Consider the following 24199-nt stretch of genomic DNA (forward strand, 5'->3'; position numbering starts at 1 on the left):
CGGAGTCCGTCCGGCGGACATGGAGGTGCCCCGGGCGGTCTCACACAGAGCCGACCCGGGGCACCTTCGTCTTCATCCCTGTTTCACCAGGTGTTCTCCCCATCCACGATGTCCTTCAGCTGAGGTCTGACGTCGAACCAGTAGAGACCGATGACGACCATGCCGACCCAATGGAGGAGTTGCACGTCGATGAACATCGCGACGGCTGAGGCGACGAGTATTCCCGTCCACACCAACTTCTGCTGCCGGTCGGCAGCGGTGAAGGCGTCGTCGCGGGTGACCGCGCACAGAGCCGCTCCGACGAGGCCCACGATGCCGATGATTGCCATCATCAGGCGCACTACCTGTCCGAGGACGCGCGCGGCCTCGTATAAGAACATATCCATCGGCGAACCGGAGACCTTTCGAGTCGGGGACGGGAACGGGCAGGGCGACACACCGGCTACCCCGGAGGTGGCTACTTACCGGAGTCGGTGTCGTCGCCCTCGGTGATCACTTCACCATCGATGATATCTGTCGTGTCCGACTTGTCCGAACCGGATGCTTGGACCCGGGTGCGGAGATCATCGATTCGTTCTCCACCGGTGTTCTTCAGGTCGCGGACGACTTCACCGGCACGGGCGACGAGGTTATCGACCGCGTTCCTGACCTCGTCGACGGTGGAGGTGTTCTTCGCCGCATCGTCGTGGTCATCACCGCGACTGCGGTCACGCAGTGCCTCGACTGCTTCGTCGAAGGCACGACGGGTGGAATCGACGGCCTCCTGAAACGCGGTGCGCGCCTGCTCGGCGGCCTCGGTCTCCCGGGTATTCCCGGCGGCGTTGCGCACGGATCCCGACAGATCGCGGATGGTGCTTTCCGCGGTGGCGGCGAATCCGGACACGACTTTCTTCGCCTCATCCAGGGAATCGGCGTCGACGAGATCCTCAGCAGCTTTCTTCGCCTCTTCCGCGGTGTCCTCGACGCGGTCGGCGGACGACTTCTTCTCGTCCCGGTCGCCGACGTTGCGGAGGTCCTCACGGAGCCTGTCACCGAGTTCCCCGACGAGGGGGCCCAGTGCGGCGCCCGCACTGACCCAGGCGTTGAAGGGTTCGCGGAGCTTCTCAAGTGCGTCGGCGAGAACACTGCTGCCGTTACCGCGCTGTCCCGCGTCCGCGGCGCCGTCCGCTGCGGTGGTGGTGTCCTCGGGGCCCTTGTCGTTCGGTGTCGGGTTGGTCATGGTAGCTCCTTCATTCGTGGGGAAACAGTTCGGTGCCTGCGGATGTCCGTGTCAGGCACCGAAGATGATGTGGGAGACAGTGTAGATGCCGAGACCCGCCAGGGCACCGACGATGGTGCCGTTAAGTCGAATGTACTGGAGATCCTTGCCCACCATCAGTTCAATCTTCTCCCCGGCTTCATCCGCGTCCCAGCGCTGGACCGTCTCGCTGATGATCGAGGTGATCTCCTCGGCGTAATTGTCCGCGAGAAATGCCGCGGCCCCGGTGACCCTGCGATCAAGGGATTCCCGGAGTTCCGCGTCGTCCAGGAGATTATTTCCCCAGGTCATGGCGAGCTCGGTGATCTTGGTCCGGAGCAGCGAATCGGGGTCCGAGGTCGCGGCGAGAAGGGATGTCGACGCGCTCCTCCAGATCGTCGCGGCAGCGCCACGCACCGGGGTCGATCCCATGACGTCCCGTTTGATCGACTCCACCCGTTCGATCATCTCCGGGTCATTCTGCAGGTCGTCGGAAAGCTGTCGGATGAAGCGGCGCACGGCCTGGCGTGCCTCGTGATCCGGGTCCGCGGCGACAGCTGCCGTCCACTGGACCAGCTCGCGGTGCACCTTCTCGCCGATGACGTCGTTGAGGATCTGCGGTGCCCAGGCGGGACGCCGCTCATCGAGCATCCGAATGATGAACGGTCCGGCGTCCTCGGCCTTGACATGAAGCCAGTGGACGAGCTCGTCGACGACCGGCTCCGCCTTCCCCTCATCAATCAACTGCGCCATGAGGCGTCCGGCGGGCGGCCCCCATTCAGGCTCCGCGACTCTGTCGATCAGGGTCGAGTTGATCACCGCCTCCGCATCAGCGGGGTCCAGGGCACTGACGATCCTCCCGGTGAGTCGACCGACCTCCTTCGAGACGGTGCGCGCATTGACCGGGTCAGACAACCATCCGCCGAGCCGGTTGGGGATGCCCGCAGCCCGGACCTTGGCGGTGATCAGTTCCGCGTTGAGGAAATTCTCGCCGACGAAGCCACCGAGGGATTCGCCGATTTGGTCCTTCTTGTTGCGGACGATCGCGGTGTGCGGGATGGGAAGGCCCATCGGCCTGCGGAACAGAGCGGTCACCGCGAACCAGTCCGCCAGCCCGCCGATCATGCCTGCCTCGCTGGCGGCACGGACGAACCCGACCCAGGTTTCGGTCTCTCCCGGTCGGGTCTCCAACCATCGGCAGAACAAGTAGATCGCTGCTGCGACGATCAGGAGACCGGTGGCAAACGTCTTGTACCGTCGCAGTTGTCGGCGGCGCTCCGCCTCCACCTCGGGGGACGGCCCGGGAACTGCGAGGGGGCCGGCGCCCCTGTGTGCGGTGAATTCATCTGTGCCCATCGCACCATTATGACGGGTGGCGGCGGAGGATCGAGTATTCGCGGTGTCCGACTCAGAGCTGTACGACGATCGCGGCGGCACGCCACGGTGGTTCCGCGTCCCAGAGCTCGATGGCTCGGGGGATGAGGTTCAGCACGACGAGGACAGTCATCAGGGCGATCAGCATCCAGAGGATCTTACGGCGCATCCCATGAAGTGTAGCGGCGGATACGATGAAACCCCACAGCCCCCGTTTCCGGGGTGCTGTGGGGTGGGATCGGTAACTGGGGACGGGAAGGCTAGTGGCGCCCGGTGCGGGCCGCGTACTCGCGGTAGTAGCGGCGTCCGTGGTGGATCATCCAGAAACCACCGACGAGGAAGACAACTGCCAGAATTGCTCCGACGACGGCCATCATGGCCCAGTTCTGTTGAGTGCCAACCGACCACGTGCCCAGACCGAAGAGCAGGACACCGAATCCGGCGAGGGAGCTCAGCAGAAGCCCCATCCCGATCCAGGTGGATGATCGGATGAGTGAGGAGTGCTGTGCGTCGAGGCTGGAGGGATGGTAGCCCTCGACGTAGTGCGGTTCACCCTCGAACAGGGGGAATGACCGCTCGGCGTTCGCCGGAACGGGGGAGTGGCTGCCTGACATAACGGATGCTGCCTTTCGTGGTCGTACCGTCGGCCCGGGGTCGTCGTCGCGACGAGCCTAGGCGTCCTTTGCGGTGAAGGCCGCGCGGGCCCTCTCTTTGTTGATGGCCGCAACCGCAGTCAGCGGGATACCGGCCGGACATACGTCCGCGCATTCGCCGAAGAGCGAGCACGGGCCGAAGTTGGTCTCTACCTCGTCGACCATATTACGCGCCCGGCGACCACGTTCGTTCTTGCCGAGGGGCATGAGCGAGAGGTGCACTAGCTTGGCACCGGTGAACAGGTGGGCTGCGCCGTTCGGGCACGCTGCGACGCAGGCACCGCAGCCGATGCAGGCCGCATGGTCGAGAGCGAGCTCCGCGGTCTGGTGATTCATGTGCAGGGTGTCGGCGTCCGGAGCGGTACCCGCGTTGACCGATACGTAGCCACCTTGCTGCATGACGCGGTCAAGCGCGGAGCGGTCGACGATCATATCCTTGATCACCGGGTATGCAGCGGACCGCAGCGGCTCCAGCTTGATGGTGTCTCCGTCGGAGAAGTTGAACAACCGTTGCTGACAGGACGGCTTGTTTTGTTCGGGTCCGTGCGGGCGACCGTTGACGGTCAGACCGCAGGTACCGCAGATACCCTCCCGACAGTCGGAGGCGAAGGCGAACGGTTCCTTGCCGGATTCGATCAGCGTTTCGTTGACGTGGTCCAGAAGCTCCAGGATGGACATCTGCTCCACGGCGTCGGGGACATCGATGGACTCGTAGTGACCCTCGGTCGTGGGTCCGGCCTGGCGCCAGATCTCGAGATGCAGTTTCATTACTTGTAGTTCCTTGTCTGCAGAGGGATCGCATCGAAGTACAGCGGCTCCGCGTGGCGGATGAACTTGTTCTCGCCGTTGGGCTCCCAGGCGGAGACGAAGCACCAGTTGAGGTCGTCACGTTCTGCCTCGCCCTCGTCGGAGAGGTGATCCTCGCGGAAGTGGGCGCCACAGGACTCGTCACGGTCCAGGGCGTCGACGCACATGAGCTCTCCGAGATCGATGTAGTCGGCGACCCGGTTGGCGTACTCGAGAACCTGGTTCATCTCCTCCGCGTTGCCGGTGATGTTCAGACCGCTCCAGAACTCCTTGCGCAGTTCGCGGATCTGCTCGATGCCCTTGGCGAGATCATCGATGTTCCGCGAGACACCGCAGCAGTAGTAGAGGATGTCGCCGAGCTTGCGGTGGAAGAACTCCGGACCGTGCTCGCCCTTGATGTTCATGAGCTTGTCCAGACGGGACTGGGCGCGCTCGACCGCAGCGACCGCGTCGGGATCGTCCTCGGACATCCGCTCGGAACCGAGCAGGGGGCCGAGGTAATTCGGCACGGAGAACGGCAGGGTGAACCAGCCGTCGACCGACGCCGAGAGCAGTGAGTTGGCGCCCAGGCGGTTGGCTCCGTGATAGGTCCAGCCCGCCTCGCCGCCGGCGAAGAGACCCTCGATGGACGTCATCATATTGAAGTCGGTCCACAGGCCACCCATGGTGAAGTGGCAGGTCGGGGCGATGCGCATCGGTGTGACGTAGGGGTCCTCGCCGATGGTCTCCTCGTACATCTGGAAGAGGTTGGAGTACCGCTCCCGGATGGTGTCCTTGCCAAGACGTTCGATGGAGTCACGGAAGTCGAGGTAGGCGGAGTTGTGCATTGGGCCGCAACCGAGTCCGGCGATGATCTGCTGCGATATCGCGCGGGAGGCGACGTCACGGGGGACGAGGTTACCGAAGGCCGGGTACCGGCGCTCCAGGAAGTAGTCGCGCTCGTCTTCGGGGATCGAGTTCGGGTCGCGGTCGTCCTTGGGTTCCTTCGGCGACCAGATGCGGCCGTCGTTGCGGAGGGACTCCGACATAAGGATCGTCTTGGACTGCCACTCCGAGTTGACCGGCAGGCCGGTCGGGTGGAACTGGATGAAGGAGGGGCTGGCCATGTAGGCTCCGTGCTCGTACGCACGCATGATCGCGGATGCGTTCGAGTTCTTTGCCAGCGTCGACATGTAGTAGACGTTGCCGTATCCGCCGGTGCACAGGATCACGGCGTGACCCGTGTGGGCGCTGAGCTCGCCGGTGATGAGGTTACGCATGACAGCACCGTGGCAGCGCTTCGTGCCGTCTTCCTCCTCCTTGACGATCAGGTCGACCATCTCGTTGTGCGTGAAGATCTCCACCGACCCGAGGTGAATCTGGCGCTGCAGGGCGGCAGCGGCGGAAAGCTGGAGCTGCTGACCGGTCTGGCCACGGGTGTAGTAGGTGCGGGAGACCTGGACACCACCGAATGACCGGGTGGCGAGGGTGCCGCCGTATTCACGGGCGAAGGGGGCGCCGATGGCGTTCATGTGGTCGATGACACGCACGGATTCGTAGGCGAGACGCCAGCAGTCGGTCTCACGGCAGCGGTAGTCGCCGCCCTTGACCGTGTCCTTCACGTGGCGGTAGGCGCCGTCGTTGTCGACCTTCTTACCCCGGGCGGAGTTGACGCCACCCTGGGCGGCGATCGAGTGGGCGCGGCGGGGGGCGTCATGGTAGGTGAAGGCCTTGACGTCATAGCCAAGCTCACCGAGAGCTGCCGCCGCACCGCCGCCGGAGAGGCCGGTGCCGATGACGATGATGCGGAACTTGCGGCGGTTCAGGGGGGAGACCAGGTTGTAGTGATCCTTCTGCCATTCCCAGGCGTCCTTCATCGGAACGCCCTTGGGCGCGTGATCTTCGAGGATCCGGCCCGGGGTGACACCGTCGACACAGGAAGCCGGCTGGATGAAGTCGGGCTTGGTGTCAGTTTCAGAGTGAGTGCTCATAGTGTGATTACCTTCCGGGACCTAGTGGATCCAGCCGAGGGCGATGGCCAGCGGGATGGAGATATTGCCCACCATGACCGCAGCAGGAACCAGGTAGGAGACGAACAGCAGGACGGCGCGGGTACGGTGTCCGGTGATACCCAGGTCACTGACGGCGGTGAACAGTCCGTGGGACAGGTGCACGAACAGCACGATCATCGCGGCGATATAGAAGATCGCGACAGGCCAGCGGCTGAAGCTGGCGACCATGTTCGCGTAGACCGCCCCATGCTCGAAGACCTCGGAGGCGGCGGGCTGGACACCAAGGGTCAGGTCGAGGATGTGGAAGACGATGAACAGCAGGAGCACCAGTCCCGACACGATCATCGTGCGGGTCGCGAATGAGCTCAGGCCACCCATCAGGTTGGTCCGACGGAACTTACCCCGCGACTGGTGCGCACGCCCGGTCAGGGCGAATGCACCGTAGACGTGCAGGATCAGTGCGGTCAGCAGGACGATCCGGAAGATCCAGAGCACGCCTTCCCGGGGAACAAGCGGCTCACCGACGGTTCGGAGGAATTCTCCGTAGACGTCGATGGCGGGCTCGCCGTCGTGGGCGGGCAGGAATATCTTCAAGTTTCCGATCATGTGGATCAGAACGAAGCCGCCGAAGATGAGGCCGGTGATGGCCATCGTTAACTTCAGCGCCCAGCTCGGAACCTTCGGCCGCTCACGCAGCGGCTTCTCAGTAATTTTGCCGTGACGGATTGCGTCACGGTCCATATCTTTGACAGTCATGGCACCTCCAGTGTTGACCTAACCTTACGGCGCGTTCAGCCCGCCAAACCAGCAGTTAACAATGTGGGTGACATAGCTCACGCCAGTCAACCCTGCCGTCGCGGCGCGGTTTAGGGTAGCGTTACCTGGTTCGACCATTGGCCCGAGTGGTTGACACCACCCCCACCTGCCGAAACAGTGTCTAATTTAGAGAAACATCTTAGGGTGTGATCTGCGACACTAGACACACTGGTGTCGCATCCCGCCTACCCCATTCGGGATCAAACTTTAGTTGAACCTACCCCCGACTCCCCTGAAATACCGCACTCCACCGCTCCCGCCACCCCCCTTCAAGGGTTCAGTATCCCGCACACTGACCAACCACCTCGCTGCACATCCGGACCACCTGGTGGAGAGCTGCCCCCTAACTCACGACCCACCGCGACGGAGAAGCACTGTTCACCCTGGTTTTCGGGCCGCGACAAGGACCTTCTCCGGCACCCTCCCGGAACCGGCCGTACCGCCAGGAGAGAGACTCCAGGCATTCCGGACACCCTGCGTCGGCGGACGACGCCACCTCCCCTGCCTCCACCCGAACCGCCGACACCGGTCAACCCCCGATTCGAGGGATGTTGCTAACGTGCATCGTCCACAAGCAAATCCCTGTAAAGGTCAGGCGCCGTCGCTTAGACTCCCACCCATGGGTAAGACGTATGTGGGATCCCGGCTACGCCAGCTCCGGCGCGAACGCGACCTGAGCCAGGCCGCCCTGGCCTCGACACTCGGGCTCTCCGCGTCCTACGTCAACCAGATCGAACACGACGTCCGCCCGCTCACAGTCCCGGTCCTCCTCCGGATCACCGAGGCCTTTGGGGTCGACGCGACTTTCTTCTCCCGGGACGATGACTCCCGGCTGCTGGCGGAAGTCCAGGACGTCGTCCTCGACCGGGAGATCTGCCCAGACCCGGTCGAACTCCAGGAGCTGTCCGAGATGGTCTACAACCACCCCGCTCTCGCCAAGGCGATGGTGGACATGCACCGCCGCTACCGGAACGTCCGCGACAAACTCTCCCTGGCCACGGATGTGCGACATTTTCCGACCGCTGTGGAATCCGGTTTCCGGGCTGTCGACAGCCCCCTCGGCATGCCCCATGAGGAGGTCCGCGACTTCTTCTACGCCCGACAGAACTACCTCGACGAGCTGGACACATCGGCGGAAGTCCTCTCGGAGGAACTCGATGTAGATCCCACCGATCCAGCACGGACAGAGGTAGCGATCACCCGACGTCTCGGACTGCACGGGATAACGGTGTGCAGAGGGACGGCCTCGGAAGACACGCTGCACCACCTCGACCGGGAGAACGGCATCCTGTCTCTCTCCCCCAGACTGAACAGCGGCCAACGGGCTTTCCGGATGGCAGCCGAACTGGCACACCTCGAAGCTGCCGACATCCTCAGTGCCGCGGTCGATTCCGGCCACTTCACCTCGGAGGAATCCCGGATTCTCGCAACCCGGGGTGTCGGAAGCTACTATGCAGCGGCACTCCTCATGCCCTACCGCCGCTTCCATGCGGAAGCCGAGCAGTCCAAGTACGACATCGATCACCTCGCCCAGATCTTCGGTACCGGATACGAAACCGTCTGTCACCGGCTATCCACCCTCCAACGGCCGCAACTGCGGGGTATCCCGTTCACATTCGTCCGGGTCGACCGGGCGGGGAACATGAGCAAGCGCCAGTCCGCGACGGGCTTCCACTTCACCCACTCGGGCGGCACCTGCCCCCTGTGGAACGTCTACGAGACGTTCACCAACCCGGGAACGATCATGCGTCAGCTCGCCCAGATGCCCGACGGCCGGAACTACCTGTGGATCGCCCGGACGGTACGCCACCACCGCAGCCGTTTCACCGAACCCGGGAAGATCTTCGCCATCGGTCTGGGCTGCGAGGCCCGGCACGCCGAGCGGACCGTCTACGCGGAAGGGCTGGATCTGGCGAACCTCGACGCCGCGACACCAATCGGGGCGGGCTGCCGCGTCTGTTCCAGGTCGAACTGCGCACAACGCGCATTCCCCCCAGTCCACCGGCCGTTGAAGATAGACGCACACACCTCGACGGTCGCCCCATACTGAGCCTGTCCGCAACCACCCGGCAGTGCCGGGTCCGCCGGTGAACGCGACAGAGGGGCCGCACCGATGTTCCCGGTGCGGCCCCTCAGAGATACGTGGATCAGAGGTTGATCATGTGTCCGGAGATACCCTCGACCGCTTCCTTCATCGCCTCGGAGAGCGTCGGGTGGGTGTGCACGTTGCGCCCGACCTCCTCAGCGGTGAGGTCGAAGCGCTGCGCCAGGGTCAACTCGGGAAGCAGCTCGGACACGTTCGATCCGACCATGTGCGCACCGAGCAGCTCACCGAACTCGGCATCGGCGATGACCTTGACGAAACCGGCCGGCTCGCCGAGGCCCTGCGCCTTGCCGTTCGCCGAGAACGGGAATGTCGCGGTCTTGATCTCCCAGCCACGCTCCTCCGCGAGCTCGCGGGCCCGCTCCTCGGTGTATCCGAAGGACGCGACCTGCGGGTTACAGAAGGTGGCCCGGGGCATCATCATGTAGTCGCCCAGTTCCATCGTCTCGGCACCCGCGATGGTCTCTGCGGCGACGACACCCTGCGCCTCGGCGACATGCGCCAGCTGGAGCTTCGCGGTGACGTCACCGATGGCGTAGATGTGTTCGACATTGGTGCGCATGCGCTCGTCAATGTCGATCGCGCCACGCTCAGTGAGCTTGACGCCGACCTTGTCCAGACCGAAGCCTTCGACGCGGGGCGCGAAACCGATGGAGACCATGACCCGGTCAACGGTGAGGGTGTCGGTCTTCTTGCCGTCCTTGGACTCGACGTCGACCTCGACGCTGTCGCCATTGTCGCGGACCGCGGTGGTCTTGTGACCGGTCAGGATCTTCACCCCAAGTTTTTTGTATTCCTTGGCGATGGCCTTGGAGACGTCCGCGTCCTCGTTGGGCAGGACCCGGTCCATGAACTCCACGATGGTGACATCAACGCCGTAGTTGGAGAGCACGTAGGCAAACTCCATGCCAATCGCCCCGGCACCGACGATGACCATCGACTCGGGCAAATCCTTGTCCAGGATCTGCTCCTCGTAGGAGACGATGTTGCCGCCGATCTCGATACCGGGGAGTGAACGCACGACGGAACCGGTCGCGATGATGCAGTTGTCGAAGGTGACCTTCTTCCCCGCGTCATCGCCCTCGGTGACCTCGATCGTGTGCTCGTCGACGAAGGAGCCGAGGCCGTTGATCTCGGTGATCTTGTTCTTCTTCATCAGGTAGTGGACGCCCTTGACGATGCCCGCAGAGACCTTCCGCGAGCGGTCGTGCGCCACACCGAAATCGAAGGACACGTCACCGGATATGCCGAAGAGCTTCGCCTCATGGTTGAAGGTGTGCGCCACCTCCGCGTTCTTCAGCAGCGCCTTTGAGGGGATACACCCCACGTTCAGGCAGACACCACCCCAGTACTGCTTCTCGATGACGGCAACCTTCTTGCCGAGCTGGGAAGCACGGATGGCGGCAACGTAGCCACCGGGACCCGCGCCGAGTACAACAACGTCATAATGTTCAGTCACACGTACAAGGATACGTGCCCGTGCTCTGAATGTCGTGCAAACGGTCCATCAATTCCGGTGCGGGCCGGGCAATGGGATGAGCCCGCGGGCCCGCCTGCGACCGCTGCGCAAGCACCTGTCGCCCCGCGACCGGGGGCCAACGACTGCGATCCCCACCGGAATGAATGCAGGGCACCTCACCGCACACGAAACGCGCGCCGTGAGGTGCCCTGCACCGCGACCACAGACACAACTGGGTCACGGAAACCTCAGGGACTGAGGTCCGGAGACGTCTCAGAAGCGGCCCACTCCGTGGGAAAGTGCACTGGTGACGGAGGAGCCAGCGTGGGCGAGGAAGCCGAGTGCGTTGTTGATCATGAGGATGATGGGTTCGAGTGCCTGCATGGGTTTCTGCCTTTTCGATCGGAGTTGTCTGTGTCCGGACACGGGGACCGGGAACTGGTGGGGTTTCCCACCTCGAGGGTTCCGGACCGGTCGCACCGGCGGAAGCACCACTGCCCGGTGTATACGGGCGGGGTGGCTCGGGCGTTACGCGCCGCAGCTTCCGGTTCATCGTAAGCGCTGCCGGTCCGCCCCGGAAGTCCACGGGGGAACACGGCGCCCCTGCGGCGACAAAGCTCCGGGCTATCCCGACAAAACCGCAACCGCACCCGCCTCTTGTGTCATTTCATTGGCATCAGCAACTCTGGACTTAGCTCGTGAATCCGGGAACCCCGCTCAGCCGAGCAGACCGAGCGGACTCTGTGCAGTCGCAACCCAGCGACGGGGCAGCGCCCAGACCGGAGGGACTCCCGGCGTTCCGGGACAACACCGTTCAGACACGGAGTGCTAACGTTTGGGTGACGCTCCACGACATACATGTTGGATCCGATCAGCCGACAGCGAACGACGTTTCCCGACGACAGCGGGGTCGCGCCGGCCGATCGGTTCGGACGGTCAAGACGGAACCGCGGTCCGCACCATAGGACGGGGCGGGCCGCCACGGCCGGGAACAGCTTTCCGAAACCGACGCGAACAACTACACCAAGGACAATTCATGAGGAACCTCCGACGCATCGCGGCACCTGTCGCAGCTCTGGCCCTATCCGCTGCAGCCGTGACTGGCACGGTGCTCACCGCGCCCGCCGCACTGGCTTCCGATCTGACCCCGGCTCAGGTCGCGGGCGATACGCCCCGTGCCACCGTCACGGTGGGGCCCCGTGATGTCCAGGGCGGGACCGCATACGACGGAAGCGACTCCCTGATCTGGCGTGAGAAGATCAACAGCTACAACAATGACCGCGTCGTCGAGATGTGGGCCCACTCCCCCTCGATGAACCGCGACGTCCCGCTCGTCGTCATCAAGGCAGACCAGAGCACGGGGCCCCGCCCTGTCATCTACCTCCTCAACGGCGGCGACGGCGGCGAGGGCAGGGCAAACTGGATCATGCAGACCGACGTCATCGACTACTACCTGACGAAAAACGTCAACGTCGTCATCCCGATGCAGGGCAAGTTCTCCTACTACACCGACTGGGTGGAGGACGTCCCCGCACTCGGGGGCAAGCAGATGTGGGAGACCTTCCTGACGAAGGAACTCCCGGAACCCCTCGAGTCAACCCTCGGTGCCGCCAACAAGCGCGCGATCGCCGGCATGTCCATGTCCGCGACCACCTCACTCCTCCTCGCCCAGCACAACCCGGGCCTCTACGACGCCGTCGGCTCCTTCTCCGGCTGCGCGGAGACCTCCCGTGGACTCGCCCCCGAGTACATCCGCCTGACGCTGGCCCGTGGTGGCGCCACCCCGGAGCAGATGTGGGGCCCGCTCGGTACCCCGAACTGGCACTACAACGACGCCCTCATCAACGCTGACAAGCTCCGCGGCACCGAGGTCTACGTCTCCAACGCCTCCGGCTACGCCGGCACCGAGGATCTGTGGACCTCACCGTGGACCGGCGGACAACCGATGAACGTCTTCGTGCACGTGGTGAACGGCGGCATCATCGAAGGCGTGACCAACGTGTGCACCCACGACCTGAAGGTGAAAATGGATTCCCAGGGCGTGCCCGGTAACTTCAACTTCCGCCCGACCGGAACCCACTCATGGGGCTACTGGCAGCAGGATCTCCGTGATTCCTGGCCCGTCTTCGCTCGGGCCTTCGGCATCGGGGAATAGCACCCCCTCCGGCCATCGGGGCCTTGTCTGCCCCGGTGGCCGGCTATAGCATTCTCACTGTCCCACACTGAATTCTCCCGCCCCGACGTTCGATTGGTCCCCACCGTGAATTTGTACCGACGCTTCGCCTCCCCGATCACCGCCTCTGCACTCGCCGCTTCACTGCTCGTCGCACCCACGGTGACGGTCCTCACCGCGCCCGCGGCGCTGGCGGCCCGGTTGACCCCGCAGGACGTCAATGCCGACCTACCGCCCGCTGTGATCACCCAGGGGCCCCTGGACATTGAAAACCCAGGCACGGCCTACGACGGCAACGAGGCACTCGCATGGCGCGAGCTCGTCGGCAAGTACACCGAGGCATCAAAGGGACGCGTCGCAGAGTGGTGGGCCTACTCCCCGTCCATGGACCGCCAGGTTCCCCTCGTCGTGATCAAGGCGGATGAGTCCGCGGGCCCGCGGCCGATCATCTACCTCCTCAACGGTGGCGACGGCGGCGAGGGCAGGGCGAACTGGGTCATGCAGTCCGACGTCATCGACTTCTACCTGACGAAAAACGTCAACGTCGTCATCCCGATGCAGGGCAAGTTCTCCTACTACACCGACTGGGTGGAGGACGTCCCCGCACTCGGGGGCAAGCAGATGTGGGAGACCTTCCTGACGAAGGAACTCCCCGGCCCCCTGGAGAGCGCCCTGAAGACCACCAACCAGCGCGCGGTGGCAGGCATGTCGATGACCGCGACCACCTCACTGCTCCTCGCCGAGCACAACAAGGGATTCTACGACGCTGTGGGATCCTTCTCCGGATGTGCGGAGACCGCCAACGGATTCGGTCCGGCGTTCATCGACGTCACCCTGGGCCGCGGTGGCGCCTCCAAGGAACAGATGTGGGGCCCGCTCGGCAGCGACCTGTGGACCTACAATGACGCACTCATCAACGCGGCCGACCTCGAGGGCACCGCGATCTACGTGTCCAACGCCTCAGGTTTCGTCGGCCAGAATGACCTGTGGAGCGCCGGCCGGGGTTCCGCGGCCATCATGACCCTCACGATCGAAGGGGGCCTGATCGAGGCAGCAACGAACAAGTGCACCCACGATCTGAAAGCCAAGCTGGATGCCGAAGGTATCCCGGCCGACTTCAACTTCCGGCCCACCGGAACCCACTCCTGGCCGTACTGGCAGCAGGATCTCCGTGGTTCCTGGGTAACGTTCTCCAAGGCGTTCGGCCTTGATAACGAGATCACCAAGGAAGACGAGCGGGCCGCGAACGCAGAGTTCATGACCCCGGAAGACGTCGAGAAGGCGGCCAACGCAGGCAACATCGACGTCGACAAGATCATTGAGGAACTCCGCAACCCCGTCCCCCTCAACGTCACCGATCTCCCCGGCACGAGCCCCGCAGCCGGCTAGATCCCGCTAACCCGGAACCGAACCCGTCGTCCCCTCCGGACGGCGGGTTCGGTCTTTCCGGGGCCTCGGTACGATGACGGGCATGACCATTCCAGCCACCGGCCCGTCCCCCAAACCGGAAACCTTCGGTGAACCGGACTCCGCGCACCCCGAACTGGAGACGATTCTCTCCCCGGAGGCGCTCGCCTGGGCAGCGGAACACACCGCGACCACCGTGGCACTTCTCGACGCCCCGGGGTCCCGGTTGGACCGTAGGGAGCTCGAGTCCCGGATCCGCGAGGTGCTGGACACGGACGACCGGATCGCGTTCCCGAACCGTCGTGGCGAGCAGGTGTACAACTTCTGGCGCGACGCGGAGCACACCCGTGGCCTGTGGCGGCGGGCACGGTTGGCGGACTATCGTTCCGGGTCGCCGGACTGGGAGATCCTGCTGGATCTCGATGCCCTGGCTGACGCCGAAGACGAGAACTGGGTGTGGCGGGGCGCGCACGTCCGATCCCCCGAGCATGACCGGGCGCTGATCCGACTGTCCCGGGGCGGGGCGGATGCCGTGGTGATCCGGGAGTTCGATCTCGTGTCCGGCGGCTTCGTCACCGACCGTCCCTTCACCGTCCCAGAGGCGAAGACGACGGTGAGCTGGATCGACCGGGACACGCTCTTCATCGGTACGGACACAGGCGACGGTTCACTGACCACCTCCGGCTATCCGGCACGCGTCCTGAGGTGGCATCGCGGTGAGCCGCTCACCAGCGCCGAACTGTACTTCTCCGGCCCGGAGTCGGACATCACCAGCACGGGATGGGCGGACACGACACCTGGACATGAGCGTCTGTTCGTCCGCCGGACACTCGACTTCTACCGGCACCGAACATTCGTGGAGACGGATGCCGGCCTGCAGATCCTCGAGGTCCCCGAGGACTGCGAGGTGTCGGTCCACCGCGGCCAGTTGTTCGTGCTGCCGCGTACCGGATTCGGGGGCGTCCCGGACGGCGGCCTGGGGGTCACGGACCTTGTCTCCTACCTCGCCGGTGATCACACGCTGGAGTGCGTGTTCGCCCCCGGTCCGACGACCGCGTTGGTGGGTTTGTCGGTCACCCGCAACCATCTGATCCTTACCGTGACCGATACCGTGGCGACGGTGCTCTTCGCGGCTCCATTGGATGCTCCGGTCACGAGACTCACCCGGCTCAATCTCCCGGGACTCTCAACCGTCAGCGTGGTGGACACCGCGCCGTTGGATGACGATCAGATCTGGCTGGCCGCCCGCTCCTTCACGGAGCCTGTGGAACTGTTGTGGGGTGATCTCTCGGACGGCCCCGGAGCGCTGGAGTTGCACACGGTATATCGCGCACCGGAGGCGTTCGACGCCGACGGTCTCAGTACCCGGCAGCACCATGCCCGGTCCGCCGACGGCACGCTGATCCCCTACTTCATCACGGGACGTTTCGGTGGCGGCGCGGACGGGAGCGACATTCAACCACGCCCGTGTCTGGTCTACGCCTATGGCGGTTTCGAGGTCTCTCTCCTACCTGGTTATCTCGGTTCGACGGGGATCGGCTGGTTGGAGCGGGACAGATTGTTCGTGCAGGCGAATCTGCGCGGTGGTGGGGAGTTCGGCCCTGCCTGGCACAGCGGCGCGACGGGAACCGACCGGCTGCGGGTCCACGAGGATCACGAGGCCGTGCTGATGGATCTGGTCGAGCGCGGTTACACCACCCCGGAGCAGCTGGCCGTGTGGGGCGGTTCCAACGGTGGTCTGGTGACGGCGGTGGCCCTGACCCGGTATCCGGAGCGCTTCGGGGCAGCGGTGGTGCAGGTACCACTCACGGACATGCTCCGCTATCACCGCATGTCGGCCGGCGCGAGCTGGACCGCCGAGTACGGGGACCCGGATGATCCGGAGTTCCGCGAGGTGCTGAAGCAGTATTCCCCACTGCACAATGTCACGCCACGGGCGCAGCGGACCTATCCACCGGCGTTGGTCACGACGTCGACACGCGATGACCGCGTGCACCCCGCCCACGCGCGACTGTTCGCAGCGGCACTCACGGATGCGGGGCAGCCCGTGGACTACTACGAGAACACCGAGGGCGGGCACGGCGGTGCGGCAGACAGCGCCCAGCGGGCCCGATTGTCGTCGGTGATCTTCGCCTGGCTGGATCGTCAGGTCGGACACGTGCCTCCCGGCGCGGTATCATCCGCTCACGATGACTAGCCAACGCCTGCGCAATTCCCCGATCCCGGGGACCCGCGATTCCTACACCGGGGTCGACTTCAATCTGGGGTTCCATATCCGGCATTACCGTCTTGACCTGGACTATCGGGTCGAGCCGAACCGTCTCGCGGGTTCCGCGACGCTGGACATGGTGAACTATCTGCCGTTGAAACGACTGACCCTCGATCTGGGGCCGTCACTGAAGGTGTCCAAGATCACCACGAGTGGATCGGGTGCGGTGCGCGTCGAGGTGGCCCGGTGGCGGCACGCGCGTGGCAAGCTGCTGCTGACCTTCGACGCGGAGATCCCGGTGGACAGTGAATTCACACTGTCGATCACGTATTCCGGTTCGCCACGCCCGGTGCGCAGCCCCTGGGGGACGCTCGGCTGGGAGGAGCTGGAGAACGGTTCCCTGGTGGCGTCGCAGCCGTGTGGCGCGCCGAGCTGGTTCCCCTGTGATGACACCCCGGACGAGAAGGCCCGCTACGACATCATCGTCTCAGCGGACAATCCCTACGTGGTGGTGTGCAACGGGGAGCTCGTGGAGCGGCGCCGGTCGGGGTCACGGACGTCGTGGCACTACCGGACGGAGCACGTGATGGCGACCTACCTGGCGACCGTCCAGGTCGGTCAGTACACGGAGTTCGATGCCGCCGACTTCGATCCTCGCTTGTCGACGCCCGCCCCTTCCGCAGCTCCTGCGCCCGTTCCGGTGTCGGTTTTCCTCCCGGCCGGGAAAGCTCCGGCGGCCCGGGTGGAGTTCGCGGATCAGGTCGAGATGATGCGCCTGTACACCCGATTATTCGGCCCGTACCCGTTCGCCAGGTACCGGGTCGTGGTGACCGAGGATGACCTCGAGATTCCACTGGAGGCCCAGGGCCTGAGCATCTTCGGTTCGAATCATGTCGACGGCCGGAAGGAACAGGAGCGACTCATCGCGCATGAGTTGTCGCACCAGTGGTTCGGTAATTCCCTGGGTCTGGCGCAGTGGAACGACATCTGGCTGAACGAGGGCTTCGCGTGCTATGCGGAGTGGCTGTGGTTCGAGCATTCGACCCGGGTGCCTGCTGCGGAGCCGGCCCGTCGGCATTACCGGGTGTTGTCCCGGCTGCCGAAGGATCTTTTGCTCGCGGATCCGGGGCCGACGCTGATGTTCGATGACCGGGTGTATAAGCGTGGTGCGCTAGTCGTGCACGCCCTGCGGTGTCTGATCGACGATGACGCCGTCTTCTTCGCCGCGATCCGCCGGTACACGGCGGCGAACCGGCATTCTGTGGTGGAACCGATCGATCTACGGACGGTGATGTCGGCCGCCTGCACGGAGGTCGGGGTGCCCGTCGACACGCTGACTGGGTTGTGGAATTCGTGGTTACATAACGTGGCACTGCCACCATTCCCGGAGCCGCGGTCACGGACCCGGAGCGCGGGCTGATGCGCGCGCTGAGCCTGGCGACGGTGTTCGCCGCGGCCAGTGGCTTCATCATCCTGACCGTCGCATCCTGGGCACTGGGAGTGCAGCGTTTCGGTCAGTTTATGGCGTTCTGGAGCCTGTTCTTCGCGCTCGCCGGGGTCGTTGACGGTCTGATGCAGGAAACGACCCGGGCGGTCGCCGGTGCCCGCACCGCGGACCGGACCGGCGCGGTGGTGACGTCGCGAGGCGCACGACCGTTCCGGGTTGCCGGGATGGTGGGTGCCACCGTCGCGGCCGTCCTCGTCGTTACCGGCCCGTTGTGGTCTCCACGGCTCCTGGAGCAGGACCACGGGCTGGCGGTGGTGCTGCTGGCCGTGGGGTTGATCAGCTACACCTACCAGGCTGTGCTGTCGGGTGTGTTGTCCGGCTGTGGACTGTGGGCGCAGTACGCCTGGCTGATGGCGGTCGATTCGGGGGTTCGGCTCGTCCTCGTGCTGGTCGCCTGGCCACTGGGCTGGGGCCTGCCGGTATTCCTCGTGGTCACCGTGCTCGGGGCAGCGACGTGGCTGGTCATTCTGGGGATGTCTGCCGATGCCCGGGCTGCCCTGCGTTCGGACACGGACGTGCGTACCGGGCGGTTCGTCCGTAATGCCGTCTCGGCAATGCTCGCCACTGGGGCAACGGCGCTGCTCATCGTGGGGTTTCCGACCTTCGTCAAGGCCGTCGCCGGGGATTCCGTGGACGCGGGCCTGGACACCACGGTCGACGGGATCATGCTCGCGGTGATGCTCACCCGAGCCCCCATCCTCGTACCGTTGCAACGGTTCCAGTCAGCCCTGATCGTGCATTTCGTGGAGAACTCCGCTGATCTGCTCGGTGCGCTGCGTAAGCCGCTGAGTGCGGTGTTCGGTGTCGGGGTGCTCGGTGCAGTGGCTGCCTGGCTGCTCGGCCCGTGGATCATGGGGGTGTTCTTCAGCGCCGGGTTCGTCGTGCCGGGTCCGGTCCTCGCCGCGCTCACGTTCGGCGCTGCCTGCACGGGGGTGCTCATGATCACCGGGACAGCGACGCTCGCAGTCAACCGGCACAACCGATATGTGGCGGGATGGGTGACCGGAAGCATGGTCGCCTTCGGTGTCTTCCTGGCCCCGTTCCCCCTGGCGATGAATGTCTGTCTCGCACTGGTCATCGGCCCTGTCGCCGGTGCCCTGGTGCACGTCACGGGCCTGCGTCAGGGTGCCGCGCCACTGGTACGCTGACCACATGCCGACGCTCACCGCCCTCGTCACCGTCTACCACGGAAACAACCCGGACCATCTGAGGCAGGCCCTCAATTCGGTGGCGGGACAGACCCGCCCGGCGGAGGAGATCCTCATCGTCCGGGACGGTCCCGTCCCGGACGACGTCGCAACGGTGGTGGCGGATTTCCTCGCGGAGAATCCGTCCGCCCGGCAACTTGAGTTGCCGGTGAACCGGGGGCTGGGTCCGGCGTCCCAGTCCGCACTGGATGAGATCGACACGGACTACTTCGCTCGCCTCGACGCGGACGACATCGCGGAACCTGAGCGGTTCGCCGTACAACTCACTTACCTCGCGGAGCACCCGGAGATCGATGTCCTGGGTACCGCGATGTCCGAGTTCACCGATGATGATCCGGACACGGTCACCGGGGTACGCACCCTGCCGGAGGATCACGACGCGATCGCCCGGTACGCACGCATCAACACACCTGTCAACCATCCGAGTGTGATGCTGCGGACCAGTGCCGTCCGCCGGGCGGGGGGTTACCGGGACGTCCACTTCATGGAGGACTACGACCTGTGGGCGCGGATGCTCACCGGAGGGGCGCGCTTCCACAACCTTCCTGAGCCCTTGACCAGGTTTCGGACGGGTGATGAGATGTTCGCCCGACGCACAGGACGGGGAATGTTCACCGCCGAGCGCCAGATGCAGCGCAACCTCGTCGATTATGGCCTGGTGGGGCCCGGGCGGGCGCTACTCAATCTCGGGGTGCGGACCCTCTACCGCGCATTGCCGCCGCGGCTCCTGAAATCGGTGTACCGGACACTCTTCCACAGAGGAGACTGAGCGGACGCCGCGAGCGGGGGCATTCCCCTGCATCTCCTCTCCCCCATGCACCGGCGCTCACCTGTACCTCTCCCACCGTCGGCTAGCATGTTCACCATCATGGAATCTCCCGACACAGTTTCACCGGATACCGCAGGCGTCGGCGGTGCCACGACCCCGGATTACCGGGACACCTGGCTCGTCATGCCCTGCTACAACGAAGCAACCGTCATCGGGGATGTCATCCGCGCCGCCCGCGAGACGTTCCCCAACATCGTCGCGATCAACGACGGCTCCGCCGATGATTCCGACATCGCCATCCACGCCGCCGGTGCACACCTGATCAATCATCCGGTGAATCTCGGCCAGGGTGCAGCGATCCAGACGGGTGTCGAATATGCCCGAGCTCAGCCCGGCTCCCGCTACTTCGTCACCTTCGACGCCGACGGGCAGCACCAGGTGAAGGATGTCGTGGCCATGCTCCAACGGCTGCGCACCGAGCCGTTGGACATCGTCGTCGGCACTCGCTTCGGCAGGCCACGCAGCGAGGGGGATCAGGTTCCGCTGCTCAAACGCGTCGTCCTGCGAACGGTGGTGATGCTGTCCCCCCGGGCGAAACGGATGGGACTCACCGACGCCCACAACGGATTGCGCGTATTCAACCGTCGGGTCGCAGAGGAACTGAACATCCGGATGAACGGAATGAGCCACGCCAGCGAGTTCGTCACGCAGATCGACGAACGCGGTTGGCGTGTCGCCGAACAGCCCGTGGACATCCTCTACACCGAATACTCGATGAGCAAGGGCCAGTCGCTGATCAACGGTGTCAACATCCTGGCCGACGGACTGCTCGCCAGGAGGCTCCCGTGATCACCGGACAACTGCTCATCCAGATCCTCCTTCTCGTCTGCACGACCGCACTCGTCGTGTACTTCCTGTCCAACCGCCGGAAGGCCCGCGCCAAGGCTGGGGTGAAGATCGGGTTCATCCTGTTCATTTTCGCAGCGATCTGGGCGGTCCTCCGCCCGGATGATCTGACGGTGGTGGCGAACTGGGTCGGTGTCGACCGGGGCACGGATCTGCTGCTCTATGCGCTGACCGTGGCTTTCATGTTCACCACCTTGAGTTCCTGGGTCCGGTTCCGTGAGCAGGACCTGCGGTATGCGCGTCTCGCCCGCGCCATCGCCCTGCGCAACGCCGTCCGCCCCGAGGACGAGTATCCGACCGTGTAGCGGACCCGCCGGTTGGTTTTCCCCGGTCTTCGTGGACAATGGAGAATTGATCGATTCACCCACCATGCCCCTTAGAAGGAGCTTTCCCGTGTCCGACACGACCGCGGATGACACCGCGTCAACCGAACCTTCCGCTCCGGCAGCAGGAGAGACCCCCACCACCCGGATCCCGACGACAATGTGGGTATTCACCGTTCTCCTCGTCATCATCGCGGGCCTCGTCGGGTACGTGATAGGCGACCGCACCGCGGACCGCCCCGATGAATCATCCACCACCGCATCCGGCGGAACCGTGGCGACCGCGACCGGCGCACCGTCCTACGAGGATGTGCTCGCTTCCGTGACCCCCGGTGCCGACGGCAGTCGTGGCGACGGCGCGAAGGAAACGGAGGACGGCGGTTACGACGCGATGTTCTGGGGTCCGCGCGGCCCGCTGCAGAGCCAGGCGGACATGCCCAACATCCACCGCCGCAACGTCTACGACCCGTTCGCCGTCGGTGCGATCGACGCGCCCGTCGTCATCTCCGAGTTCTCCGATTTCGAGTGCCCGTTCTGCTCACTCTTCGCGAACGACACGGAACCGACGATCCTGAGCAAGTACGTCGACACGGGACTGGTCCGCATGGAGTGGAACGATCTGCCGATCAACGGCCCCAACGCCGAAGCCGCGGCGCGGGCCGGCCGGGCCGCCGCGGAACAGGGTCGGTTCGTCGAATTCAAGCACGCCCTCTACAACTCGTCGAAGAACGTGTCCGGACACCCGAACTACGGGATCGAGGATTTCGTCCGCTTCGCCGAGGAGGCCGGGGTACCGGACATGGAGAAGTTCCGTACGGACGCGACCAGCGACAAGTACGACGAGGTGATCGCCAACGCCCGCGCCTACGCCAGCAGCATCGGTGTGAGCGGGACACCCGGATTCGTCATCGGCGAGACCTTCATCGGCGGCGCCCAGCCCCTCGAGGTGTTCGAGGAAGTCATCAACACCGAACTGAAGCGGGTCGCCGACGGGGAGGCCGAGGTCACCGAGCCGGACACCCGGTCCGCCGCCGAACTCACCGCAGCCGGGGCGCGGTAGGACGTTGCTCTCCATCGGTGTCATCGGGGCCTTCCTCGGCGGAGTCCTCTCCATCCTGAGTCCCTGCTCCGCGCTGCTGCTTCCCGCGTTCTTCGCCTACGCGTTCACGTCGAAACGCCAGCTCGTGGGACGCACCGCCGTGTTCTTCGCGGGTCTCGCCAGCGTGCTCGTCCCGGTCGGCGCGGGGATCGGCGGGTTCAGTTCCCTGTTCACCCAGCACCGCGACACGGTGATCTCCGTGGCCGGCTGGGTGATGGTCGCCCTCGGTGTCTGGTCGCTTCTCGGCCTGGGTTTCCGCATCCCCGGACTGTCCACCATGAACAACCGCATCCGGGGCACCGGGTGGCTGCCCGTTTTCGCTCTCGGCGCGGTCTACGGCTTCGCCGGTTTCTGCGCCGGCCCTCTCCTCGGGGCGGTGCTCGCGACCTCCGCGCTCGGTGGGTCCGCGGCCTACGGCGCGCTCGTCATGGCCTGCTACGCCCTCGGGATGACCGTCCCGCTGTTCCTCCTCGCCCTGCTGTGGGACCGGTTCGACCTCGGCCACGCGCACTGGCTCCGAGGCCGGGAAGTCCACGTCGGTCCGGTGCGCACCAACACGCTCAGCGTCGCCGCCGGCGTGCTGTTCATCCTCATCGGGTTCACGTTCATCGCGAGCAACGGAACCTCCGCTCTGCCGACCCTGTTGGACACCGAAACCCAGTTCCGGCTACAGAACCGGGTTGCGCAGTTCGCGGCCGGTATCGACAACGTCGTCGCCCTGATCGTCGTCCTCAGCATCATCGCCGTGGGAATCGGTGTGAAGCTCCTGCGGCGCCGCTAGGCGAGCGCCACCGGGGATACCGCCATCAGAACCGGCGCCCCGTCACGCTCACCACGGCCAGCACGATCGTCGCCACGATCGCACCGAAACCGAGCATCAGCGGGTAGCTGAACCAGTCACTGAGTCTGGTCAGCAGAGCCGGGAACGCCATCCCGGTGTACGTGAAGCAGTAGAAGATCCCGGTCAGGGCGCCGAGTTCGTTCGGGGCGGCCATCCGCTGCACCTCCGACAGGCCCGTGTAGACACACAGTCCGTAGGAGAGCCCGAGGAATACGCACGCCACGAGCATCACCGGCACAGACGGATTGAGTACCACCGCGACGGCGCCCACGAATCCCGCGATGGTCGCCACCATCGCGACAACCGGGCCGCGGGGGCCTCCGGTTCCGGCTATCGCGGGGGCCGCCTGCTGGATGGCGAACCCGACCCCCAGGGTCAGCAGGGTGATCGCCCCGGAGAACGCCAACGGGTGCGCGACGTGGTCCTGCATGCGTGCCGACAGCGTCGCATAGGCGGTAAAACCCGAGCCGAACACCCAGGGAGCGATGGGTAGAACCACCGCGTAGAACCGGGGATTCCGCAACGATGGGACCCGCAAGCTATCCAGCACCGACCGGCGCTTCGCGTGGATCGCCGGTTGCCGGGTCTCCGGGATCGTCAGGAGCAGGGGAATCAGGACAAAGGACAGCACCACATGCACACCGAACGAGAGCTGGCCGGGCCAGGGCAGCCACTGCGCGAGAACACCGGCGACCGCCGGGCCGACGGCGAACCCGGCGGTCAATGCCATCGACGCCCGTTTCGCGCCCGACGAGGGCCGGGCTCCCGGGTCAAACAGCGGTGCGGAGAGTTCCTTCACCCACGAGCCGCCACCCGTCATCGCCATGCCGACCGCGAGCCCGGACAGGAACCGTCCGATGGTCATCCACCCTGCCGTGTGCTCCGCGAGGGCAATGATCACCGATGCGAGCACCGCGAGGATCGGGGCCGGCAGCATGATCGGGCGTCGCCCGTACCGGTCGGTCAACGGGCCGGTGACCAGCAGCCCCACCGCGACGCCGATGGCGTAGGCGACGAGCATGAGATCGACGAACACCGGGGAGAATTCCCCAGCCTGGCGGTACAGCACGAGCAGCGGCGTGAACTCGTTACCGCCCCAGGCGACCGTGAACATGCTGAGCGCCACGGGGAGCCAGGCCCGGCGTTCCCCGGCGACGCGTCTGAACGCGTGCCCCGGTCGGACGTATCCGGGCACGTGCGATTCGGGTCTCTCCTCCACCATGCGGGAGATGTTAGACCTTCGTCCGGCTTTCAGGGGCACGGGGCGCTCGGGCGGGGTCGGCCACGCCGCTCCAGGTACCCCCTGGCCACGACCC

The 24199-nt window shown here is 65.1% G+C and carries 20 protein-coding genes and 1 pseudogene; 11 read left to right on the plus strand and 10 right to left on the minus strand.

All coding sequences use genetic code 11. The annotated features are described in order from the left end of the window. Window positions 1-83: 83 nt before the first annotated feature. The 8 genes from JDV76_RS01100 to JDV76_RS01130 all read right to left on the minus strand — a co-directional run bounded on the left by JDV76_RS01100 (window position 84) and on the right by JDV76_RS01130 (window position 6818). A complete protein-coding gene (locus JDV76_RS01100) occupies window positions 84-380 on the minus strand; it encodes a DUF2516 family protein (RefSeq protein ID WP_198735319.1) in 297 nt (98 codons plus the stop codon). 77 nt (window positions 381-457) lie between these two features. After that, the gene (locus JDV76_RS01105) at window positions 458-1219 is read right to left on the minus strand and encodes a CGLAU_01105 family protein (RefSeq protein ID WP_198735031.1); all 762 of its coding nucleotides are present in this window, start codon (window positions 1217-1219) and stop codon (window positions 458-460) included. Window positions 1220-1270: 51 nt separating this feature from the next. Further along, window positions 1271-2593, minus strand: a complete 1323-nt coding sequence (locus JDV76_RS01110; protein WP_198735032.1) for a DUF445 domain-containing protein — start codon at window positions 2591-2593, stop codon at window positions 1271-1273. Between the two features lie 52 nt (window positions 2594-2645). Continuing rightward, entirely contained in the window at window positions 2646-2780 is a 135-nt protein-coding gene (locus tag JDV76_RS12755; protein WP_255520401.1) for a hypothetical protein, read from the minus strand. 91 nt (window positions 2781-2871) lie between these two features. Next, window positions 2872-3225 carry a hypothetical protein gene (locus JDV76_RS01115; protein WP_198735033.1) on the minus strand — a complete coding sequence of 118 codons (354 nt, stop codon included), beginning with the start codon at window positions 3223-3225 and terminating at the stop codon, window positions 2872-2874. 57 nt (window positions 3226-3282) lie between these two features. Next, a complete protein-coding gene (locus tag JDV76_RS01120; RefSeq protein WP_198735034.1) occupies window positions 3283-4032 on the minus strand; it encodes a succinate dehydrogenase/fumarate reductase iron-sulfur subunit in 750 nt (249 codons plus the stop codon). After that, the gene (locus tag JDV76_RS01125; protein WP_198735035.1) at window positions 4032-6041 is read right to left on the minus strand and encodes a fumarate reductase/succinate dehydrogenase flavoprotein subunit; all 2010 of its coding nucleotides are present in this window, start codon (window positions 6039-6041) and stop codon (window positions 4032-4034) included. The genes JDV76_RS01120 and JDV76_RS01125 overlap by 1 nt, the downstream gene beginning before the upstream one ends. Window positions 6042-6062: 21 nt before the next feature. Continuing rightward, complete coding sequence (locus tag JDV76_RS01130) at window positions 6063-6818, minus strand: succinate dehydrogenase cytochrome b subunit (protein ID WP_198735036.1); 756 nt, start codon at window positions 6816-6818, stop codon at window positions 6063-6065. 679 nt (window positions 6819-7497) lie between these two features. Here JDV76_RS01130 and ramB point away from each other — a divergent pair. Continuing rightward, complete coding sequence (gene ramB / locus JDV76_RS01135) at window positions 7498-8928, plus strand: acetate metabolism transcriptional regulator RamB (RefSeq protein WP_198735037.1); 1431 nt, start codon at window positions 7498-7500, stop codon at window positions 8926-8928. A gap of 97 nt (window positions 8929-9025) precedes the next feature. Here the strand turns inward: ramB and lpdA are convergent, their stop codons facing one another. Then, the gene (gene lpdA / locus JDV76_RS01140; RefSeq protein WP_198735038.1) at window positions 9026-10441 is read right to left on the minus strand and encodes a dihydrolipoyl dehydrogenase; all 1416 of its coding nucleotides are present in this window, start codon (window positions 10439-10441) and stop codon (window positions 9026-9028) included. 1036 nt (window positions 10442-11477) lie between these two features. Here lpdA and JDV76_RS01145 point away from each other — a divergent pair. The 10 genes and pseudogenes from JDV76_RS01145 (at window position 11478) to JDV76_RS01190 (ending at window position 22823) form a co-directional block, all read left to right on the plus strand. Continuing rightward, window positions 11478-12596: an alpha/beta hydrolase gene (locus JDV76_RS01145; RefSeq protein ID WP_198735039.1), complete on the plus strand. Its 1119-nt coding sequence runs from the start codon at window positions 11478-11480 to the stop codon at window positions 12594-12596. A gap of 105 nt (window positions 12597-12701) precedes the next feature. Continuing rightward, window positions 12702-13823, plus strand: a pseudogene (locus tag JDV76_RS01150) (alpha/beta hydrolase); the annotation flags it as partial. Window positions 13824-14085: 262 nt separating this feature from the next. After that, window positions 14086-16218: a prolyl oligopeptidase family serine peptidase gene (locus JDV76_RS01155; protein WP_198735041.1), complete on the plus strand. Its 2133-nt coding sequence runs from the start codon at window positions 14086-14088 to the stop codon at window positions 16216-16218. After that, on the plus strand, window positions 16211-17650 hold the full coding sequence (locus JDV76_RS01160; RefSeq protein ID WP_198735042.1) for a M1 family metallopeptidase: 1440 nt from the start codon (window positions 16211-16213) through the stop codon (window positions 17648-17650). Before JDV76_RS01155 ends, JDV76_RS01160 begins: the two co-directional genes overlap by 8 nt. After that, entirely contained in the window at window positions 17650-18885 is a 1236-nt protein-coding gene (locus tag JDV76_RS01165; protein WP_198735043.1) for a lipopolysaccharide biosynthesis protein, read from the plus strand. Before JDV76_RS01160 ends, JDV76_RS01165 begins: the two co-directional genes overlap by 1 nt. 4 nt (window positions 18886-18889) lie before the next feature. After that, window positions 18890-19714, plus strand: coding sequence for a glycosyltransferase (locus tag JDV76_RS01170; RefSeq protein ID WP_198735044.1), 825 nt, complete (start codon window positions 18890-18892; stop codon window positions 19712-19714). A 183-nt stretch (window positions 19715-19897) separates the two neighbouring features. Then, window positions 19898-20563 (plus strand): glycosyltransferase family 2 protein, encoded by a 666-nt coding sequence (locus tag JDV76_RS01175; RefSeq protein WP_232958759.1) that lies wholly within the window; start codon window positions 19898-19900, stop codon window positions 20561-20563. After that, a complete protein-coding gene (locus JDV76_RS01180) occupies window positions 20563-20925 on the plus strand; it encodes a DUF2304 domain-containing protein (protein ID WP_198735321.1) in 363 nt (120 codons plus the stop codon). Before JDV76_RS01175 ends, JDV76_RS01180 begins: the two co-directional genes overlap by 1 nt. Before the next feature lie 178 nt (window positions 20926-21103). After that, window positions 21104-22003 carry a DsbA family protein gene (locus JDV76_RS01185; protein ID WP_198735322.1) on the plus strand — a complete coding sequence of 300 codons (900 nt, stop codon included), beginning with the start codon at window positions 21104-21106 and terminating at the stop codon, window positions 22001-22003. Between the two features lie 4 nt (window positions 22004-22007). Continuing rightward, window positions 22008-22823: a cytochrome c biogenesis CcdA family protein gene (locus JDV76_RS01190; protein ID WP_198735045.1), complete on the plus strand. Its 816-nt coding sequence runs from the start codon at window positions 22008-22010 to the stop codon at window positions 22821-22823. A 25-nt stretch (window positions 22824-22848) separates the two neighbouring features. On the opposite strand, the gene JDV76_RS01195 is transcribed toward JDV76_RS01190, so the two are convergent. After that, the gene (locus JDV76_RS01195) at window positions 22849-24105 is read right to left on the minus strand and encodes an MFS transporter (RefSeq protein ID WP_198735046.1); all 1257 of its coding nucleotides are present in this window, start codon (window positions 24103-24105) and stop codon (window positions 22849-22851) included. Between the last annotated feature and the right edge of the window lie 94 nt (window positions 24106-24199).

Origin of the sequence: Corynebacterium marambiense (assembly GCF_016342275.1) — a bacterium.
Taxonomy (GTDB): domain Bacteria; phylum Actinomycetota; class Actinomycetes; order Mycobacteriales; family Mycobacteriaceae; genus Corynebacterium; species Corynebacterium marambiense.

What these genes read in the sequence shown, in the direction of transcription:
- JDV76_RS01100 (WP_198735319.1), bottom strand. Translation starts at nt 380, where the DNA reads ATGTTCTTATACGAGGCCGCGCGCGTCCTCGGACAGGTAGTGCGCCTG.
- JDV76_RS01105 (WP_198735031.1), bottom strand. Translation starts at nt 1,219, where the DNA reads ATGACCAACCCGACACCGAACGACAAGGGCCCCGAGGACACCACCACC.
- JDV76_RS01110 (WP_198735032.1), bottom strand. Translation starts at nt 2,593, where the DNA reads ATGGGCACAGATGAATTCACCGCACACAGGGGCGCCGGCCCCCTCGCA.
- JDV76_RS12755 (WP_255520401.1), bottom strand. Translation starts at nt 2,780, where the DNA reads ATGCGCCGTAAGATCCTCTGGATGCTGATCGCCCTGATGACTGTCCTC.
- JDV76_RS01115 (WP_198735033.1), bottom strand. Translation starts at nt 3,225, where the DNA reads ATGTCAGGCAGCCACTCCCCCGTTCCGGCGAACGCCGAGCGGTCATTC.
- JDV76_RS01120 (WP_198735034.1), bottom strand. Translation starts at nt 4,032, where the DNA reads ATGAAACTGCATCTCGAGATCTGGCGCCAGGCCGGACCCACGACCGAG.
- JDV76_RS01125 (WP_198735035.1), bottom strand. Translation starts at nt 6,041, where the DNA reads ATGAGCACTCACTCTGAAACTGACACCAAGCCCGACTTCATCCAGCCG.
- JDV76_RS01130 (WP_198735036.1), bottom strand. Translation starts at nt 6,818, where the DNA reads ATGACTGTCAAAGATATGGACCGTGACGCAATCCGTCACGGCAAAATT.
- ramB (WP_198735037.1), top strand. Translation starts at nt 7,498, where the DNA reads ATGGGTAAGACGTATGTGGGATCCCGGCTACGCCAGCTCCGGCGCGAA.
- JDV76_RS01145 (WP_198735039.1), top strand. Translation starts at nt 11,478, where the DNA reads ATGAGGAACCTCCGACGCATCGCGGCACCTGTCGCAGCTCTGGCCCTA.
- JDV76_RS01155 (WP_198735041.1), top strand. Translation starts at nt 14,086, where the DNA reads ATGACCATTCCAGCCACCGGCCCGTCCCCCAAACCGGAAACCTTCGGT.
- JDV76_RS01160 (WP_198735042.1), top strand. Translation starts at nt 16,211, where the DNA reads ATGACTAGCCAACGCCTGCGCAATTCCCCGATCCCGGGGACCCGCGAT.
- JDV76_RS01165 (WP_198735043.1), top strand. Translation starts at nt 17,650, where the DNA reads ATGCGCGCGCTGAGCCTGGCGACGGTGTTCGCCGCGGCCAGTGGCTTC.
- JDV76_RS01170 (WP_198735044.1), top strand. Translation starts at nt 18,890, where the DNA reads ATGCCGACGCTCACCGCCCTCGTCACCGTCTACCACGGAAACAACCCG.
- JDV76_RS01175 (WP_232958759.1), top strand. Translation starts at nt 19,898, where the DNA reads ATGCCCTGCTACAACGAAGCAACCGTCATCGGGGATGTCATCCGCGCC.
- JDV76_RS01185 (WP_198735322.1), top strand. Translation starts at nt 21,104, where the DNA reads ATGTGGGTATTCACCGTTCTCCTCGTCATCATCGCGGGCCTCGTCGGG.
- JDV76_RS01195 (WP_198735046.1), bottom strand. Translation starts at nt 24,105, where the DNA reads ATGGTGGAGGAGAGACCCGAATCGCACGTGCCCGGATACGTCCGACCG.